Annotated in this window: 13 protein-coding genes; 8 read left to right on the top strand and 5 right to left on the bottom strand. The window is 37.9% G+C overall.

Going from position 1 to position 17,883, the window contains the following annotated elements; all coding sequences use genetic code 11:
• Positions 1-5: 5 nt before the first annotated feature.
• Positions 6-1,055 carry a 3-deoxy-7-phosphoheptulonate synthase gene (locus B7C41_RS02895; RefSeq protein WP_085297258.1) on the top strand — a complete coding sequence of 350 codons (1,050 nt, stop codon included), beginning with the start codon at positions 6-8 and terminating at the stop codon, positions 1,053-1,055.
• A gap of 203 nt (positions 1,056-1,258) precedes the next feature.
• Here B7C41_RS02895 and B7C41_RS02890 read toward each other — a convergent pair whose 3' ends face one another.
• A complete protein-coding gene (locus tag B7C41_RS02890) occupies positions 1,259-3,520 on the bottom strand; it encodes a TonB-dependent receptor (protein WP_085297257.1) in 2,262 nt (753 codons plus the stop codon).
• Between the two features lie 100 nt (positions 3,521-3,620).
• Positions 3,621-4,832 carry a phosphopentomutase gene (locus tag B7C41_RS02885; RefSeq protein ID WP_085297255.1) on the bottom strand — a complete coding sequence of 404 codons (1,212 nt, stop codon included), beginning with the start codon at positions 4,830-4,832 and terminating at the stop codon, positions 3,621-3,623.
• A 286-nt stretch (positions 4,833-5,118) separates the two neighbouring features.
• Between B7C41_RS02885 and udk the strand changes: the two genes are divergently transcribed.
• From udk to B7C41_RS02865, 4 genes are all read left to right on the top strand, one after another.
• Positions 5,119-5,760, top strand: a complete 642-nt coding sequence (udk, locus tag B7C41_RS02880; protein WP_085297252.1) for a uridine kinase — start codon at positions 5,119-5,121, stop codon at positions 5,758-5,760.
• 66 nt (positions 5,761-5,826) lie between these two features.
• Complete coding sequence (locus tag B7C41_RS02875) at positions 5,827-7,071, top strand: NupC/NupG family nucleoside CNT transporter (RefSeq protein ID WP_085297251.1); 1,245 nt, start codon at positions 5,827-5,829, stop codon at positions 7,069-7,071.
• A gap of 89 nt (positions 7,072-7,160) precedes the next feature.
• A complete protein-coding gene (gene deoC, locus B7C41_RS02870; RefSeq protein ID WP_085297250.1) occupies positions 7,161-7,934 on the top strand; it encodes a deoxyribose-phosphate aldolase in 774 nt (257 codons plus the stop codon).
• Between the two features lie 53 nt (positions 7,935-7,987).
• Positions 7,988-8,563 carry a thymidine kinase gene (locus B7C41_RS02865; RefSeq protein WP_085297248.1) on the top strand — a complete coding sequence of 192 codons (576 nt, stop codon included), beginning with the start codon at positions 7,988-7,990 and terminating at the stop codon, positions 8,561-8,563.
• A 207-nt stretch (positions 8,564-8,770) separates the two neighbouring features.
• Here the strand turns inward: B7C41_RS02865 and deoA are convergent, their stop codons facing one another.
• The 3 genes from deoA to B7C41_RS02850 form a co-directional block, all read right to left on the bottom strand.
• Complete coding sequence (gene deoA / locus B7C41_RS02860) at positions 8,771-10,087, bottom strand: thymidine phosphorylase (RefSeq protein WP_085297246.1); 1,317 nt, start codon at positions 10,085-10,087, stop codon at positions 8,771-8,773.
• A 12-nt stretch (positions 10,088-10,099) separates the two neighbouring features.
• Positions 10,100-10,519: a cytidine deaminase gene (locus B7C41_RS02855; protein WP_085297244.1), complete on the bottom strand. Its 420-nt coding sequence runs from the start codon at positions 10,517-10,519 to the stop codon at positions 10,100-10,102.
• Positions 10,520-10,700: 181 nt separating this feature from the next.
• Positions 10,701-13,811, bottom strand: a complete 3,111-nt coding sequence (locus tag B7C41_RS02850) for a TonB-dependent receptor (protein WP_235839583.1) — start codon at positions 13,809-13,811, stop codon at positions 10,701-10,703.
• 679 nt (positions 13,812-14,490) lie between these two features.
• On the opposite strand from B7C41_RS02850, the gene B7C41_RS02845 reads away from it, so the two are divergent.
• From B7C41_RS02845 to B7C41_RS02835, 3 genes are all read left to right on the top strand, one after another.
• Positions 14,491-15,123: a TetR/AcrR family transcriptional regulator gene (locus B7C41_RS02845; RefSeq protein ID WP_085297240.1), complete on the top strand. Its 633-nt coding sequence runs from the start codon at positions 14,491-14,493 to the stop codon at positions 15,121-15,123.
• Between the two features lie 94 nt (positions 15,124-15,217).
• The gene (locus B7C41_RS02840; RefSeq protein ID WP_085297238.1) at positions 15,218-16,366 is read left to right on the top strand and encodes an endonuclease/exonuclease/phosphatase family protein; all 1,149 of its coding nucleotides are present in this window, start codon (positions 15,218-15,220) and stop codon (positions 16,364-16,366) included.
• Positions 16,367-16,450: 84 nt separating this feature from the next.
• Positions 16,451-17,833, top strand: a complete 1,383-nt coding sequence (locus B7C41_RS02835; RefSeq protein ID WP_085297237.1) for an alkaline phosphatase — start codon at positions 16,451-16,453, stop codon at positions 17,831-17,833.
• Positions 17,834-17,883 lie beyond the last annotated feature (50 nt).

Genomic DNA, 17,883 nt, shown 5'->3' with positions numbered 1-17,883 from the left:
AGCACATGACCATAAAAACAGATGAATTTAGAACCACGCTAATTGAAAATTTAGTTTCTCCTGCTGAACTTGCCCAGCAAATACCGCTTGACGATGAAACCGCTAGTTTTATTATTAAGAGTCGCAAAGACATCGAAGCGGTTATAAACGGCGAAGACAAGCGTTTGCTCGTTATTATCGGCCCTTGTTCAATACACGACACAGACGCGGCCATAGATTACGCTAAAAAATTAAAAGTATTACATGAAAAGTACGCTGATGAATTACTCATCGTTATGCGTGTCTACTTTGAAAAGCCCCGCACAACCGTAGGCTGGAAAGGTTTAATCAGCGATCCCGATTTAGACAAATCATTTCGTGTTGCCAAAGGCTTAGACTTAGCACGTAATTTATTAATGAAAATTAACAAATTAGGTTTACCAGCGGGCACTGAGTTTTTAGATATGGTAACGGGCCAGTATATTTCTGACTTGATCAGTTGGGGCGCTATTGGCGCGCGTACTACTGAAAGTCAAGTTCACAGAGAACTCGCTTCTGCACTGTCATGCCCTGTTGGTTTTAAAAATGGCACTGATGGTAATATACAAATCGCTGTTGATGCTATTAAGGCATCAAGCGTACCACACGTGCTTTATTCCCCAGATAAAAGCGGTCAAATGTGTATTTATCAAACGCATGGTAACCCCTATGCCCATGTTATTTTACGCGGTGGTAAAGTACCTAATTATCATGCAGATGATGTGCAAGGTATTTGCGCTTCACTTACCAAGGCTAACTTACCTAAAAAGGTTATGATTGACTGTAGCCATGGCAATAGTTTCAAAGATCATAATAAACAGATTAATGTTGCTCGCTCACTTGCTACGCAAATTGAAAATGGCGATGAGTCAATTTTCGGCGTAATGATCGAAAGTTTCTTAGTCGAAGGCAATCAAAAAGTGATACCTGAGCAACCGTTGATATATGGACAAAGTATTACTGATGCTTGCATCAACTTAGATACCAGTGAAGAAGTGCTAAGCGTATTAGCCAAAGCGATTAAATCAAGAATGTAATTAAATATCTACCGTGTTGATAAATTAAGAACAAATAAAAGCCGGTTATCAATTTGATAACCGGCTTTTTTATGTTCAGGAAGAACGGTATGCCACGATCACATGGATGTGAAATAGTGGCGATGTTCAGGAAGAACGGTATGCCACGATAACACGGATGTGAAATAGTGGCGATGTTCAGGGGACTTCTATTAAATTAGGCTTTAAAAGAAGTTAGCTTTAAACTCTACACCCCAAAAGCGAGGTTCATTAACATAACCAGTTAGATTGTTAAAATCGATTGCACCTGTTAGTTGCTCTTCATCGGTAATGTTACGACCAAATAAAGCTACTTCATATTCAGCGTCATCACCGAACCACTCGTAACCTACCCGTACGCCACCTTCTAACAATGCATCACCTTTAAATTCAGTAGATTCATACAAGAAGAAGTTAACTTCACTACGGTAAGACCAATCGGTATAGAAATATAGCTCGCCGTCTGCAACTTCTTTAGTCCAACGCGCACTAATATTACTGATCCACTCAGGTGATTGTGGTAATGAATTACCATCAATAATTGCTAAACCGTCTGCATTTAACGGGTCTGTGACGGTACAACCACCACCACAGCCGGGTACTGCGACACTGCTATCTTTTAATTCAGTGTGGTTATAGCTCACACTAGCAGCAATAACAAAATCAGCCGTTAGAAAGTACTCTGAATCCAATTCAAAACCATAGCCGACTGATTTATCTGCATTCAATAGGCTAGCAACGTTACCGGTGCCACCAACAGCAGTGAGCTGCTGATCTTTAACTTCGTAATAGTATACTGAACCGTCTACACGCGCTGTATTTTCTAAAAATACAGATTTAAATCCTGTTTCTACTGAATCTACAGTTTCTGAATCAGCTGTGGTTGAGTTTGCAGAGAATAGTAAGCTACGACCTTGAATACTTGGGGCGCGGTAACCACGAGCTATACGAGCATAAATATTTGTTTCATCATTCAATTTATATGATGCACTTAAGTCACCGCTAACTTGTGAATCTTCAACATCATTACTTTCAGTAAAACCCGGTGCGCCAAATGGTGATTGAACTAATTCTCCGTCCCATTTTCGTTCGTCATCTGAGTAACGTAAACCACCATTGATGCTTAATTCTTCTGATACTTGATAATCAAGTGAAGCAAATACTGCCCAAGCAGTCGTCTCCATATTTTGAATAGCTAGGCCATTTGGTGCGCCATTAGCCAAAGTATCAAAGCTTAAGTTATTGATGGTTAGGTCTTCATCGAATAAAAAGAAACCAAATTGATAATCAAAATCACCTAGATCATTGCTAGCAATGCGTATTTCTTGAGTTGATTGTTTGTGGTCTGGCATTTTTGCGCCAGTCTCTGAAGGGAATGGTATAAAACCTGGCCCCATGTAATCTGGCAAAAATGCTGCACCATAACCGCCATCTATGTCACCTACTGAAAACATTTCAGCAGACTCATGACCTGTGATTGACGTTAATGTATGGCTGCCAAAATCATATTCAATTTTTAAACTCGCACCCTTCATATCAACTGTTTGGTTGTTACGACTGGCAGCATCATGAAATACTGTTTCACGATCAAAATCATCAACTAAATCATTTGTGCCTGGCTTGATAATATTAGCCCTAAAAACACGAGCATCTGCTTCTGCATCTCTAAAATGATAGTTAAACAACGCTGAAAAATCGTCATTTGGTTCCCATAACAATTGCAAACGAGCAGCAGTTTCGCCATAGCCACCTAATTGATCATTTTGCTCAAAGCCGGGAGCTTTATTATCAATCCAGTCATCACGGTCTTGCTGTAATAATGAAAAACGAGCAGATAAGGTATCAGTTAAACCACCACCAACAGCCAGACGAAAATCTGTAGAGCCAAAACTGCCGTATGAGCCAGAAACTGTTGCGTCAAAATCTTGTGTTGGCTTTTTAGACTGCACCTTGACAATACCTGCCGGTGTATTACGACCAAACAAAGTACCTTGTGGACCACGCAAAACTTCTACGCGCTCAATATCAAACATTGGCATGCCTTTCGTTAAGGCATTTTCTAGTACGACATCATCATAGATAAGAGAAACAGGTTGTGATGCTAATAGATCGAAATCTGTATTGCCTAAACCACGAATGTAAAAGCGCGGGAAGGTACGGCCAAAAGAGGATTCGATTAGCAAGCTTGGTACTTTAGCAGACAAAGATCTGACATCCATGCCTGAAGAGCCCAATACTTCCAATTTTTTAGGGGTTAACGCTGAAACTGAAATAGGTACATCTTTAACGTTTTCTGTACGTTTACGTGCCGTAACTTCGATAACTTCGATGCCAACAACTTTATCAGCATTCTCTTGCGCAATTGCCGAGCCAGAAACGCTAGCAACAGACGCAAAAATAGCCGCGTTTACACAAAGTGCAAGCGACGTTTTTTTAAAAACATTCATTAAGTACTCTCCCAAGAACTGTTTATGTTTTGTGTGGAAACTTTTGCTACTTAAATTGCGCACAAGATTGTGCACAATTTTTCATCAAATATTCAACTTCCTATAAGTCAAGATCGGCGAGAAAGCTTTTGCCATAAGGCATCTTGTTTAATTTAAACAAATCTGCAATCGTCTGACCTATATCTGCAAAGGTATTTCTTTCGCCAATATTAACAGATCGTATCTGCTTATGAAATGTTACAACCGGAACATATTCACGTGTATGATCATTGCCATGCCAAGTAGGGTCACATCCATGATCCGCGGTTAAAAATAATACATCGTCATCATTCATCACCGCAGTAACTTCAGCTAAGCGCTCATCGAAGTTTTCTAATGCTAAAGCAAAGCCAATAGGGTCACGACGATGGCCATAATCTTGATCAAAATTGACTAAGTTAGTAAATATTAAACTATTATCTTGTGCGGTATGAATATGTGCAATTGTGGCATCTACTAAAGCATCAATACCCGTAGCTTTAGTTTTTTCACTAATCCCTTGATGAGCATATATATCGGCAATTTTACCAATACTAATAACATGACCACCAGCTTGGGTTAATGCATCTAATACCGTCGGCGCTGGAGGCAAAATAGAATAATCTCGACGATTTCCCGTTCGCTCAAAGTCTTCCGGGCTTTCACCTACAAAAGGCCTAGCAATAACACGGCCTATATTCATATCGCTAAGTAATTCACGTACGGTTTCACAATATTTATATAAGTTATCTAAACCAAAATGTTCTTCATGGGCTGCAATTTGAAAAACACTATCAGCAGACGTGTAACAAATAGGTAAGCCTGTTTTAATGTGTTCTTGGCCTAAACTATTGATAATGTCAGTGCCTGAAGCATGACAATCACCTAAAATTCCGTCAAAACCTGTTTTTTTATTAATTTTTTCTACCAGCTCAACTGGAAATGCCTTTCCGCCTTTAGGAAAATAACCCCAATCGAATAATACTGGCACGCCCATCATTTCCCAATGACCGCTTGGAGTATCTTTCCCTGTGCTAATTTCTGCAGCATAGCCATAAGCACCTTGTTCTGGCTTTTGCTCTACAATAGGAAAGCTACCCTTGCCCGCCTCAAAAGCAGCTTGAACTAAACCCATTTTTGCAAGGTTAGGCAGGTTAATTGCGCGTTTTTCTTGCTGGTAGAATGCTTTAGACAAGTTGGCAAAAGTATTGGCTGTAACATCACCAAAATCTGCAGCATCAGGCGCATGCCCAATACCAAAACCGTCGATTACTAAAACTATTGCTCTTGCCATGATACTTTCCCATATTTTTATAAATGCATTTTAACAAACTTTTTTGAATTTTCCTCGATATACTCGATAAAATTCATGACCAATTGGTCAACATGTGATACTTTACCAAGCAATAAATTATAGACAACTGATATTTTGTAAATATTTAACATTTCCTTAAAGTGGTTAAGGTGAAAGTTATTAATTTCAGTATAATTGTTCCATAATATGACGTGATACTTTGGCGAGCTAAAGTATCACGTTCAATAACCCTAAATATTAACCACACATTTTAAGGCTCTTTGTTTTGCAAACCAATAAACCGACAATTATTGCGGTAACTGGTGCGTCAGCATCCGGAAAATCCCTTTTTGCGCAAACTATTTACGATGAACTTCTTCCTGAACTTGGCCCTGGCGGCATTTCTATAATCAAAGAAGATTCCTACTATAAAAGCCAATCTCACCTTTCGATGGAGGATCGGGTTAAGACTAATTACGATCACCCTAGTGCATTTGAGCATAGTTTATTAACCGAACATTTGAGCGCCCTTAGTAGTGGCGATAGTGTGGATATACCGACTTATTGCTATAAAACACATACTCGTTTAGAGGAAACATTACATTTATCATCAACATCAATAATTCTAGTTGAAGGTATTTTATTGTTTTCAAACGAAGAGTTACGCAATAAATTCGATATTAAAATTTATATTGATACACCACTAGATATTTGTTTAGTTCGCCGTATAAGTCGCGATACAGTTGAGCGTTCACGTAGCATTGAATCGATTACACAGCAGTACTTAACAACAGTCCGCCCTATGTATCATCAATATATTGAACCCAATAAGCCGTTTGCTGATGTTGTGGTAACACGCGGTGGTAAAAATAGAATGGCTATTGAAATGCTAAAAGCAAAAATTCGTCAAATAATGCAAAGAAAATAATAATACTTTTAAGCGAAAGAACTTTAAAAATATAATAACGATAACAAAGTGAATTATGAGGTAAGTATGGATTTAAGTGCACTTCGAGGCGTCATGGGCATTATTGCCCTATTGGTTATTGCCTTCTTATTGTCAAAAGATCGTAAAGCAATTAATTGGCGTACCGTTGGATTTGCATTTTCTTTGCAAATTTTACTTGGAGCCTTTGTACTTTATGTGCCATTTGGCAAAGATGTTTTAGGTTCGGTAACCAATGGCGTTCAACAAGTTATTGACAGTGCTAAAGCCGGAATAAACTTTTTGTTTGGTGGTTTAGGCACTGATGCAATGTTTAGCAACGGAGTTGGCTTTGTTTTCGCTGTTCGCGTACTGCCAGTCATTATCTTTTTCTCTTCACTTATTGCTGTCCTTTACTATTTAGGCATTATGCAATGGGTAGTTAAAATTATCGGTGGTGGTTTACAGAAACTATTAAAAACCTCAAAACCAGAATCATTGTCAGCAACAGCCAATATTTTTGTTGGTCAAACGGAAGCGCCACTCGTTATTCGTCCCTATATTGCTAGAATGAGTCAATCAGAATTATTCGCCATTATGGTTGGCGGTTTAGCTTCGGTTGCAGGTTCAATACTTGCTGGTTACGCTGGTTTAGGCGTGAAGCTTGAATACCTTATTGCCGCGTCGTTTATGGCAGCACCTGGCGGCTTATTAATGGCAAAGTTATTAATTCCAGAAACCGAAGAAATTAATGATGACTACAGTGATGTTGAAATGGCTCAAGAAGGTGAAAAACCGGCCAACGTTATTGATGCAGCAGCCTCTGGCGCTGCTTCAGGTTTAAAGCTTGCAGTCAATGTTGGCGCTATGTTACTCGCTTTTATTGCGATAATTGCCCTACTAAACTCCATGGTATCTGGTTTTGGTAATTTATTAGGCTTTGAAGGCATTACCATTGAATGGATGCTTGGCTATATTTTCGCGCCATTCGCTTTTCTAATCGGCGTTCCTTTTGAGGAAATGCTACAAGCGGGCAGCTTTATTGGTCAAAAAGTTGTGGTAAATGAGTTTTTTGCTTACGTAAACTTTGTTGAAATTAAAGATACTTTATCACCTGTAACACAGGCCATTATCACTTTCGCGTTATGTGGTTTTGCTAACTTATCTTCTATTGCCATTTTATTAGGCGGAATCGGTTCTATGGCACCAAATCGTCGTCCTGACATTGCACGCTTAGGCATGAAAGCTATGTTAGCAGCAACAATGGCAAACTTAATGAGTGCTGCTATTGCTGGTGTATTTGTTAGCTTGTAAACCAGCTAACAGCCATTAAAACAACGATAGCCCACTCAAATTGATTGGGCTATTTTTTAAAATCTACTTTTATTAATACGAGGCTTATCATGAGTACAATAGAAACCTATGCGCAACGCGCGCTTGAAATGATGGACTTAACCAGTTTAACCGATAGTGAAAGTGCGGCAGATATTATTGCGCTTTGCCAAAATGCAAAGTCACCTAAAGGTAACACCGCTGCTATTTGTATCTTCCCTCGTTTTATTCCTTTAGCTAAGAAAACATTAGTTAGCCAAGGTACACCAGAAGTAAAAATAGCCACAGTAACAAACTTTCCTCACGGTAACGACGATTTAGAAATTGCGGTAGCAGAAACAAAAGCTGCTGTTGCTTACGGCGCTGATGAAGTAGACGTAGTATTTCCATATCAAGCATTAATCAATGGTAATGAGAGTATCGGTTTTGAATTGGTTAAAGCTTGTAAGCTTGCTTGTCCGAAACACGTAAAATTAAAAGTTATTATTGAAAGCGGCGAATTAAAAACTGATGCATTAATTACCCAAGCGAGTGAGATTTCTATCGCAGCAGGTGCTGACTTTATCAAAACATCAACGGGTAAAGTAACAGTGAATGCGACTCCTGAAACTGCTAGATTAATGTTAACTGTTATCAAAAACAACAACACCGATGTTGGTTTTAAACCAGCAGGTGGCGTTAAAAATGCTGAAGATGCTGCGGTATATTTAGACTTGGCAAGTGAAATTTTAGGTACTGATTGGGCGAATAAAAATAACTTTAGATTTGGTGCAAGTAGCTTGTTAACTAATTTACTTAACACCTTAGGTGCAAGTGATAAAACAGCAGATCCGGCAAGTTACTAAGCTATATATTCAGAAAAATATACCCATAAAATAATAATAAGGTTTTATAAAGCATGGCACAGTTATACTTTTACTATTCAACGATGAATGCCGGTAAATCTACCCATTTATTACAGTCTTCTTATAACTACCGTGAGCGTGACTTAAATACCTTATTATTTACTGCAAAAATCGATGACAGATTTGCTGAAGGTAAAGTATCATCGAGACTAGGTATTCATGCCGATGCACAATTATTTGATGAAGAGACAAATGTATTTCATCAAGTTAAAACGCATATTGAAAGAAATAAACTGGCTTGTATATTAATTGATGAAGCACAATTTTTAACTAAACAGCAAGTTAAAGAGCTTACTGATATTGTTGATGAACTTAAGATACCAGTTTTGGCTTACGGTATACGTACCGATTTTCTTGGAGAAACCTTTGGTGGTAGTGCTGCCCTTCTTGCTTGGGCTGATAAGCTTGTTGAGCTAAAAACTATTTGCCATTGCGGTAAGAAAGCCAATTTTGTTATTCGTTGTGACGCTGATGGTAATGCAGTTAAAGGCGGTGAACAAATCGAAGTCGGTGGTAACGAGCGCTATGAATCACTTTGTAGACGTCACTTTAAAGCACTCGTTTGGTAAAACTAGCTTCGCTTTAGCAAAGTTCAGCTACACCCAAGCCACTTGGAAATGCTGTTTGGGTATACATATTGTTAAAAAGGGATGACATCAGTCATCCCTTTTTATTTATCTTCTTTATTCGCTAGCTTGTTATACAACTCTACCAAGAAATTTAAGTGCTACAGCGAACACCTAATATTGCTAACTCACTAAACGAATAAAGAGGAATTAGGCTGTTATCGTTTGATAGATAACAGGTTGTTCTTCTACTGGCTGGCTGTTAATCGCCAAAGCAGCAAGGTATTGTTCACTGGCTAATTTTGCTGAATCTTCATCTCTAGCGTGTAATCTTGCAACTACATCACCACGATTCACTAATGTACCAATGGGTAGTATTCTATCAAAACCGACACTGTGATCGATTTTTTGACCGTTAGCGGTACGACCGCCTTTCAAGCCAACAACAGACATACCAATATCGCGAGTTTGCATTCCAACAATATAACCATGGTCTGGTGCAATCACATCAACAATTACGTTAGCGCGTTGCATAGCAGCCCATGGGTCTTCCATAAAGTCACTTGGGCCACCTAGTGCATGTATCATTTTACCAAAAATTTCTGCCGCTTCGCCAGAAGCTAACACAGCATCAATTTTTTTCATCGCTACAGTTTCATTTTCCGCAACTTTTGCACTGACTAGCATAGCCTTTGCCAGCGAAACAACAACAGCATGTAAACGTGGCTCACGTAAAGTACCATTTAAATATTTTACTGTTTCTGCCATCTCTAAGGCATTACCAGCAGTAGCACCTAATACCTGATTCATGTCAGTAATAATTGCTTGTGTTGGAACACCTGAGCCATTGGCAACATTAACAATACTTTGCGCTAACGCTCTTGCATCATCAATGTTTGACATCATGGCACCATTGCCGACTTTAACATCCATCACTAAAGAATCTAAGCCCGCAGCTAACTTCTTTGACAATATCGACGCTGTGATCAAAGGAATTGATTCAACCGTTGCCGTAATGTCACGTATACCATATAGGCGTTTATCCGCGGGAGCCAAGTTATCTGTTTGTGAAATAATCGCAACACCTAGGTCTTTAACTATACGTTTAAAATCACCAATACTTGGTTGAACATTAAAACCAGCAATACTTTCTAATTTATCCGAAGTACCGCCAGTATGCCCTAAACCACGGCCTGAAATCATCGGCACATAAGCACCACAAGCAGCAACAATAGCTGCAAGCATAAAGCTGACTTTATCACCAACACCACCTGTTGAATGCTTATCAACAATTGGACCATCTAACTCAGGCCAACTTAATACGTCACCGGAGTTTTTCATTGCTGAAGTGAAGTCAATAATCTCAGAGGTTTGCATCCCCTTTTGAAATATTGCCATTGCCATTGAACCAACTTGAGCATCATTAAAATTCTTTGTTACTAAACCATCGACAAAGTATTGTATTTGTTCTTGGGAGAGTGAACCACCGTTACGTTTGGTGCGAATAATTTCTTGTGGTAGTAACATTAATTTTTATCCTTATCGTTCAAGTAAGTCTTTTGGCGTAAAGGCGTCAGGCAATAATTCGCTAACAGTCCATTCCTTAGTATCATTATTATGATTAACAGCTTTAACAAGTGCATCTGGCGCTAAAAATTCTGCAATCACTTGTCGACATGCGCCACACGGTGGGGTTAATTTTTCTTGATTGGTATAAATAACAATTGCGGAAAACTCTTGCTCACCGGCAATAACACCTTGCGCCAAACAATTACGCTCTGCACAGACGGTTAAACCATAGGAAGCATTTTCAACGTTACAGCCCTTTACAACGTTACCACTTGCTGTTAATGCAGCGGCGCCTACGTGAAAATTACTATAAGGGGCGTAAGCTTTAGCAAAACCATCTTTCGCTGCTTCAACAAGTTCGGTTATTTTATTATTTTCAATCTTTGACATTATTAAACCCTTTAACTGACCAAATGGTCAACTTATGCATATCCTAATGAATTAGTGTTACAAATGCAACCTAAGAATTATAAACACGCTAGTTTATAATTCTTAAGAAACCAATATATTCCAAGCGCTCAAAAAAAAAGCCAACATTAAATGTTGGCTTTTTGGGTACTTATTAACTTATTTAGAACTTGTAGCTAACACCTACTTTTACGCGCCATGTTGAATCAGCTGCATAAAATTTATCAGTACTAGTTGTAGGATCTGCATACTGATATTTTCTCGTTTCTGGGTCAATAGTAAATTCTACCAACTCAGACGTGCCAAAATCATTTCCGTAAACTTTACCCTTACTGTGGTCAATCATGTTAAGGAAGTTATCAACGGTAAAATAAACAACTGCTTTATGATCTTGAGAAAACCCAGGAATTTCTTGACGAACACTCAAATCAAGTGTAGTTACCCAAGGTGTGGTTATCACGCCTTTAGGTAAATAACCACCTGCATATCTATCTAAACCAAGTGCGTTAATATTGTTGTAGAAATCAATTCTATCTTGCTCAGATGCAAACGTAACATTTTGATCATCTTGCGTTGGTATATAAGGTAAGAATGAATCATTAGTTGTACCAGGGCTCAATAAACCGTATGGGTCGCTTAAGCCACCTTCACGATTTCCGTCAGCGAAATAGGTTACTGGACGGCCAGAGCGACGTTCAAAGAACATATTAATACTGGTTTTATAACCGGCAAAAAATTCTTTTTCATAACCGAGGTTTACTACAAATCTATGCTCTGTTTCATAACTAGAACGACCTACTAGCGCTTCATTACGGTTAATTGTTGGATTAAAACCGTAGTTACTACTCGCTGTTGAACTACCACTTGCATGAGAGTCTGTGATGTCTTGATTAGTATATGACGTAGTCATACTTACACCACTATCCCAGTTTTTGCTTAATACTAAACTTAATACTTTTGAACGTCCGTCACTATCAGCATTCGTTAGCATTAAATCTTTTGTGCGGCCAGTTGGGTCATCATAAATTATTCTGCCGCCATCTGCGGTAGTGCCATCTTCATTGCCTGTTAGTGTTACATCTTTCCAAAACGCAGTATTTTCAGCTTTCTTATATAAATACTCTGCACTAAAGAAATAGTCATTGCCTAACATTGGGATATCAAAGCGATAATCCATAGCAATTTGGTAACGCCAATCAGATGGGATCTCAAAGTTTGGATCGCTAAAGTTAGTACCAGTAAATTCGGTAGAATTAGCTACGGCATCCATATCTTCTTGGCGTGGACCAGAAATATCAGTATTTTCAAATGCGCCATTCAAAAATACGTCACCAATACCAACACCTGGATTAGAATAAGCATTTGAAATCCAAACAGTAGGTTGTCCGCCAGCGAAACGACCGAAACCACCTCGGATAACTAATTCATCAGTTGCATCCCAGTTAAAGCCAAAACGCGGTAATACAATATCTAAACCATCAAGGTTTTCAGTATTATTATAACCCGTACGGTCATACATTTGTTCATTAAACTTAGGCTTATCATCAGAAGATAGGCGTTCGTAACGAATACCAAAGTTCAATGTTAGCTCATCGGAAAATGCCCATTCATCTTGAATATAAAGTGAATGTTCATCACGGACAAATTCAGCAGCTGCATCATTTGGGTTTAAACTAGTTGCATTTTTATAAATAATACGTTCAGCAATTTTATTTTCAAAATCTTCAATACTACCAAATACGTAATCACCTTTGGTATTTTGTAAGAATAAGTTAAAAATATCCAAACGTTTAAATTGATAACCTGCGGTAATACTATGATCACCTACTAAATAATCTGCATCAAATGCAGTGATAAAGGTTTTCTTATGCAAATCATTTGAATGACGAGAGTGATCAGCACCGATCGCAATATCGCCTGACTCAGCTTTAATCACGGTATCAGAGAAGTTACCTAACGATGCTTGTGTCGTTGGGTTATCTAAGTAAGTCATACTAAATTGCGTTGATAAATCATCATTCCAATCAGAATAAACTTTAAACGCATAGTTATTTAATTCTTCAGTACGGTTGTACCAGTGAGATGAAAGTCTCAGCTCTCGACCACTAGTTGACTGGTTGCGAGTACTATTACCTTTAGAAAACTGATATGTAAATGCTGCACGATGATCATCGTTAATATTCCAATCTAGCTTCAACAATATTTTTTCATCATCAACTGTCGGCGCAGAATTCCAGTCACCGGCATCAAGGCCATAAACTTCTTGAGCTATTCTCTGTACAGCAGCAACGTCAGCTGAATTAGCATTTGCACCGTTGACAACATTTGCATCACTTGGACCCCACTCTACAGGAGATGTAGCATCATAGTACTCATAAGATGCAAAGAAAAATAGTTCATCTTCAATGATTGCGCCACCTAAAGTGCCGCCAAATGTTGTTTCATCAAACTCTAAAGTTTGCTTGTTGCCATCATCATTAGGCTTTCCAGCTAGGCCATCATTCTGTGTTTCATAGAAAAATGAACCTGATAATTCATTGGTACCAGATTTAGTAACAGCGTTTATTTTTGCACCTTGGAATCCGCTATCTTTTGCATTAAATGGCGTAACATCAATTGTTACCTGCTCAATAGCATCAAGAGAAATTGGAGAGCGTGTTGTTGGGTAACCATTAGCATTCAAACCAAAATCATCATTTTGCCCAATACCATCAACACTGATGCTGTTGAAGCGAGGGTTTGTACCTGCAACACTCAATTGGCCATTTACAGGAGAAAGAACCGCTAAAGGATTATTACGAACAATATCTTTAATATCACGATCAAAGCTTGGAGAGTTAGTAATATCTTCAGAGCCAAAATAACTATTGCTACCGATATTACCTTGTAAAATACGACTGCCTGTTACTGAAATTCTCTCAATAGCTTCTTTAGGATCAAGTTGCACATTTAATTTAAATGTATTACCCAATGTTAAATAAACATCATTGTAAGTGTTCGCGCCGTCTTTGCCAGTGACCGTGACTTTGTAAGGGCCACCTACACGCAAACCACGACTAGAAAAAGCACCAGAATCGTTTGTCGTTGTTATTGTTTTTCTGCCAGACGGTAAATGTACTATTTCAACTTTAGCATTTACTGAGCTTTCACCCGCCGGATTTAAGATGCTACCTCGTATAGCTGAAGAGGTATCATCAGCCATAGCTGATGCAGACAAACCAAGCGCAATTACAACTGCGCCGGCGATATTAGAGAGACGATGATTTTTCATCATTTAGTTCCTTGGTAGAAGTTTATTTATGTTTTATAAATTGTTTAATTTTAGTTTCACTTAATTACTTTTAATCTAGTTATTATTTTTTTAAGTGTATTTCAGCGGAAATTAGACCAGAATTTTATTACATTTTCATTACAAACTTTTACAGCCTTGATTTTATCAAGTTCTGTTTTTTATCAAAATAAAACAACCAAACAAAAACAACACAACATAATCAAATAAAAACAAAGACTTAAATTAAAACGTCAAATAATTATAAAAAATCAATATAACATTATGTGCTTCATATATAGATAACTATAACAAAAAATCATTAAAACAAACCATTTGGTCAGGATAAAACCTTGTATGCTTCAATGGCCTTTTTTAAAGGTCTATAAAAAAACAATTTTATTAACCAAGTACACATACTTAATAAAAATGGCTGTATAGATTACAATAGCAACATAGAAAATGTATTAAAACAGTGTCTTATACCGAAAATTGACTTAAACTCGCCATTTTAGGACGAACAAGAAATGATTTTTTGGATATAAAATAGGTTTTTATTCGAAAAATTGATTAGAATCGAAATTCTAAATATTACTACTAAGACTAAAATATAGTACGTTCAATAAATGTAACATTAGTGTAATAGAATAAAACCAAATAGAAATAAAAATGAAAGGTTATTAGTGTGAGTAACAATACAACAAATGATAAACAAGGAAGCATCAGAGTGCGTAGTGAAGCCGTCATTTTAGCGGCTGCTCAAAAAGAATTTATTCTGCAAGGTTATAAAGGTGCTACCGTACAGTCTATAGCTGACTCAGCCGGTTTGCCAAAAGCCAATGTGCTTTATTATTTTAAAAATAAAGAAAATATTTATCATGCTGTGCTGCAATTAACGTTAGACACTTGGGATCAAGGCATTGGCGACATCGATAGTAGCGACGGTCCAGTTGTAGCTATTGAAAAGTTTATTGCAGCTAAAGTAAAAATGTCTTTTGAACATCCACAAGCTTCCAAAATTTATGCGTTAGAAATTATTCAAGGGGCATTACATTTAAAAGAGTTTGCCCGCACTTATTTACGACAATGGGTACGAGAAAAAGCAAAACTATTCCAAGTATGGATCGATAATGGCGAAATGGTGAATGTTGATCCCGTTAAATTAATATTTCTTATATGGTCTTCTACTCAACATTACGCTGATTTTGAACAACAAATATTAACCATAATGAACCGTGCTGATTATGAAGAAGATGATGTTACGCAAGTAACCGATTTTTTAACGGATTTCATTTTACGTGGCTGCGGCCTAAAATAACTACGGTTTAAAATAAGGAAAACACGTGCGATTGTTCACCACGCTTTTTGTAAGCACATTTGTAACAACTCTATTATTAACATCTGGATGCAATATGGCGAGTTCAAAAACTTCAATTCCATCGAAACTCCGTATTGCGACATTTAATGTCAGTATGGAAGCGCTTAACTACTTACCTGCTGAGCAAAACCAGAATACAAAAGTGACAGGTGATGAATTAGCACTGGCATTAAAAAGTAATCGTCAACAAATAAAAAATATTGCGGAAATCATTCAACGAGTAAACCCTGATATTATATTATTGAATGAATTTGATCGTTCTGATAACTCGCACCAATCATTAAAGCATTTTATCAAAAATTATTTGAATAAATCTCAAAATGGCAACACAGCTGTCAACTATCCATACTTTTATCAAGGGCCGGTTAATACCGGTGTTCCAACAAAGTACGACTTAAACAATGATAACAAAGCAGGCACTTTGCCAAATGATGCTTATGGCTTTGGCCATTTTCCTGGTCATTTTGCTATGGCATTGCTATCTAAATATCCTATCGATGAAGAAAAGATCAGAACCTTCCAGTTATTTAAGTGGCAAGATATGCCTAATGCGTTAGTGCCTGTTGATCCTGAAACAAGCAAGCCGTGGTATAGTGAAAATGCATGGAATAATTTTCGTTTATCTTCAAAGTCACATTGGGATATCCCCGTTAACATTAATGGCAATGAACTCCATGTTTTAGCTAGTCACCCTACACCGCCAGTGTTTGATGGCCCTGAAGATAGAAATGGCAAACGAAATTTTGATGAGCTGCGCTTCTGGATAGATTACTTAACACCAAGCGCTGCCAGCTACATTTATGATGATAACAAACAACATGGTGGTTTAGCACAAGATCAAGCCTTTGTTATTCTTGGCGATTTAAATGCCGATGCTATCGACGGCAACGCGATTAAATCTGGAATTCATCGTTTAACACATCACCCACGTGTTATTGATCCGCTGCCAGAAAGTGAAGGTGGAAAATATCATAGAATAGACAACCCGAATGCAAAAAATCATACCGCGTTTTGGGGTATGCGAGCCGATTACGTTTTACCTGCTAAAGCACAAATGTCAGTACTCGACTCAGGCATATTTTGGCCAAAAGTTGATGAAGATGAGTTTCGTTTAATCAAAAATCGTGCAGCGTCATCTGACCATCGCTTAGTATGGGTTGATGTTGAGTTGAAAAGTAAATAGTCACCATTTTCCAATTTGTAGAGCCTATTAAGCACTCGTCAGTGAAAGGCGCTATTAAATATTAATTTTACCGGACAAAAAAAGATGAAAAAATTCGTTCCTAGTATATTAGCCAGCATGATGGTCATGTCATGTAGTCAACTATCAACTAACGATAGCAATGAATTAATCGCAAAAGATAATACACCTAAAAACATTATTATGATCGTCGGCGATGGCATGGGACCAGCCTATACAACGGCCTACCGCTATTTTCATGACGACCCGACAACAGCCCAAGTAGAGCAAACAGTTTTTGATCGTCACTTAGTCGGTAGCGCTAGTACGTACCCAGCAAGAGTATCTGGGTATGTCACTGATTCAGCAGCTGGTGCAACTGCACTGGCAACCGCAACTAAATCATATAATGGTGCTATCGGTGTTGATGTCGATAAAAAGCCGGTTGAATCTGTGCTTGTATGGGCAAAAAAGCAAGGCAAAAAAACAGGTATGGTGGTTACATCACAAATTAACCATGCAACGCCAGCATCATATTTAGCTCACAACGAAAGTAGACATAATTACAATCAAATTGCTGATAACTTTTTAGCTGCACACGACAATATCGACGTTATGTTAGGTGGCGGTTGGCAGTACTTTATTCGTGAAGATAAAAACCTTGTTGAAGAGTTCAAAACACAAGGCTTTAACTATGTTGACAATTACAACCAGCTAACACAGTTACCACCTGGTGAAAAAGTATTAGGCTTATTTGCCGATAGCGGCTTACCTTGGGCGTTAGATGATAGTAATAAGCATCGACTATCTACAATGACTAAAGCAGCTGTTAGCCAGTTAGAAAACAAAAATGGCTTTTTTATGTTGGTTGAAGCGAGTCAAATTGACTGGGGTGGTCATGGTAATGATATTGCAGCTGCAATGGCGGAAATGGACGATTTAGCTAAAACATTAGAATTTTTAGAAGGTTATGTTAAAGAGAATCCTGATACCTTAGTAGTATTAACCGCTGATCATAGCACTGGTGGTTTCACGCTCGGCAGAGACGGTGACTATTTATGGCAACCTGATGTACTAAGAACGATGACTATGTCGCCTTCAGCGATTGCTAAAAACTTAACTAAAAACTCAATAACAATTTCATATGTTAATGAAATGCTGAATTTTACTATCACTGACAGCGAGCTTGAAGCGTTGAAAAAAAATAAAGCATCTGCGCAAAAATTATTAGCTGAGTTTAAACAATCAACTAAAAAGAAAGGTAAGAAAGCACCTTCGGTTGAAAAAGCCTTACATATGAATATCAATCACATCATAGATCAACGTACCGTGACAGGTTGGACAACATTTGGTCATACCGCCGTTGACGTACCTGTTTTTGCTATCGGTAAACAAAAAGAATTATTTCAAGGTTTAAGTGATAACACCGAAATTGCTGACAAAATATTTTATTTATTAGGTAAAAGTTAATAGCCGTTCGCACCTAAAAAACACAATAAAACGCCAAATAAGACTTCATT

This window comes from Cognaticolwellia mytili (assembly GCF_002104475.1).
Lineage (GTDB): Bacteria > Pseudomonadota > Gammaproteobacteria > Enterobacterales > Alteromonadaceae > Cognaticolwellia > Cognaticolwellia mytili.
The sequence above is the reverse complement of the archived record's forward strand: the minus strand, read 5'-3'. Positions and strand labels throughout refer to the sequence as shown.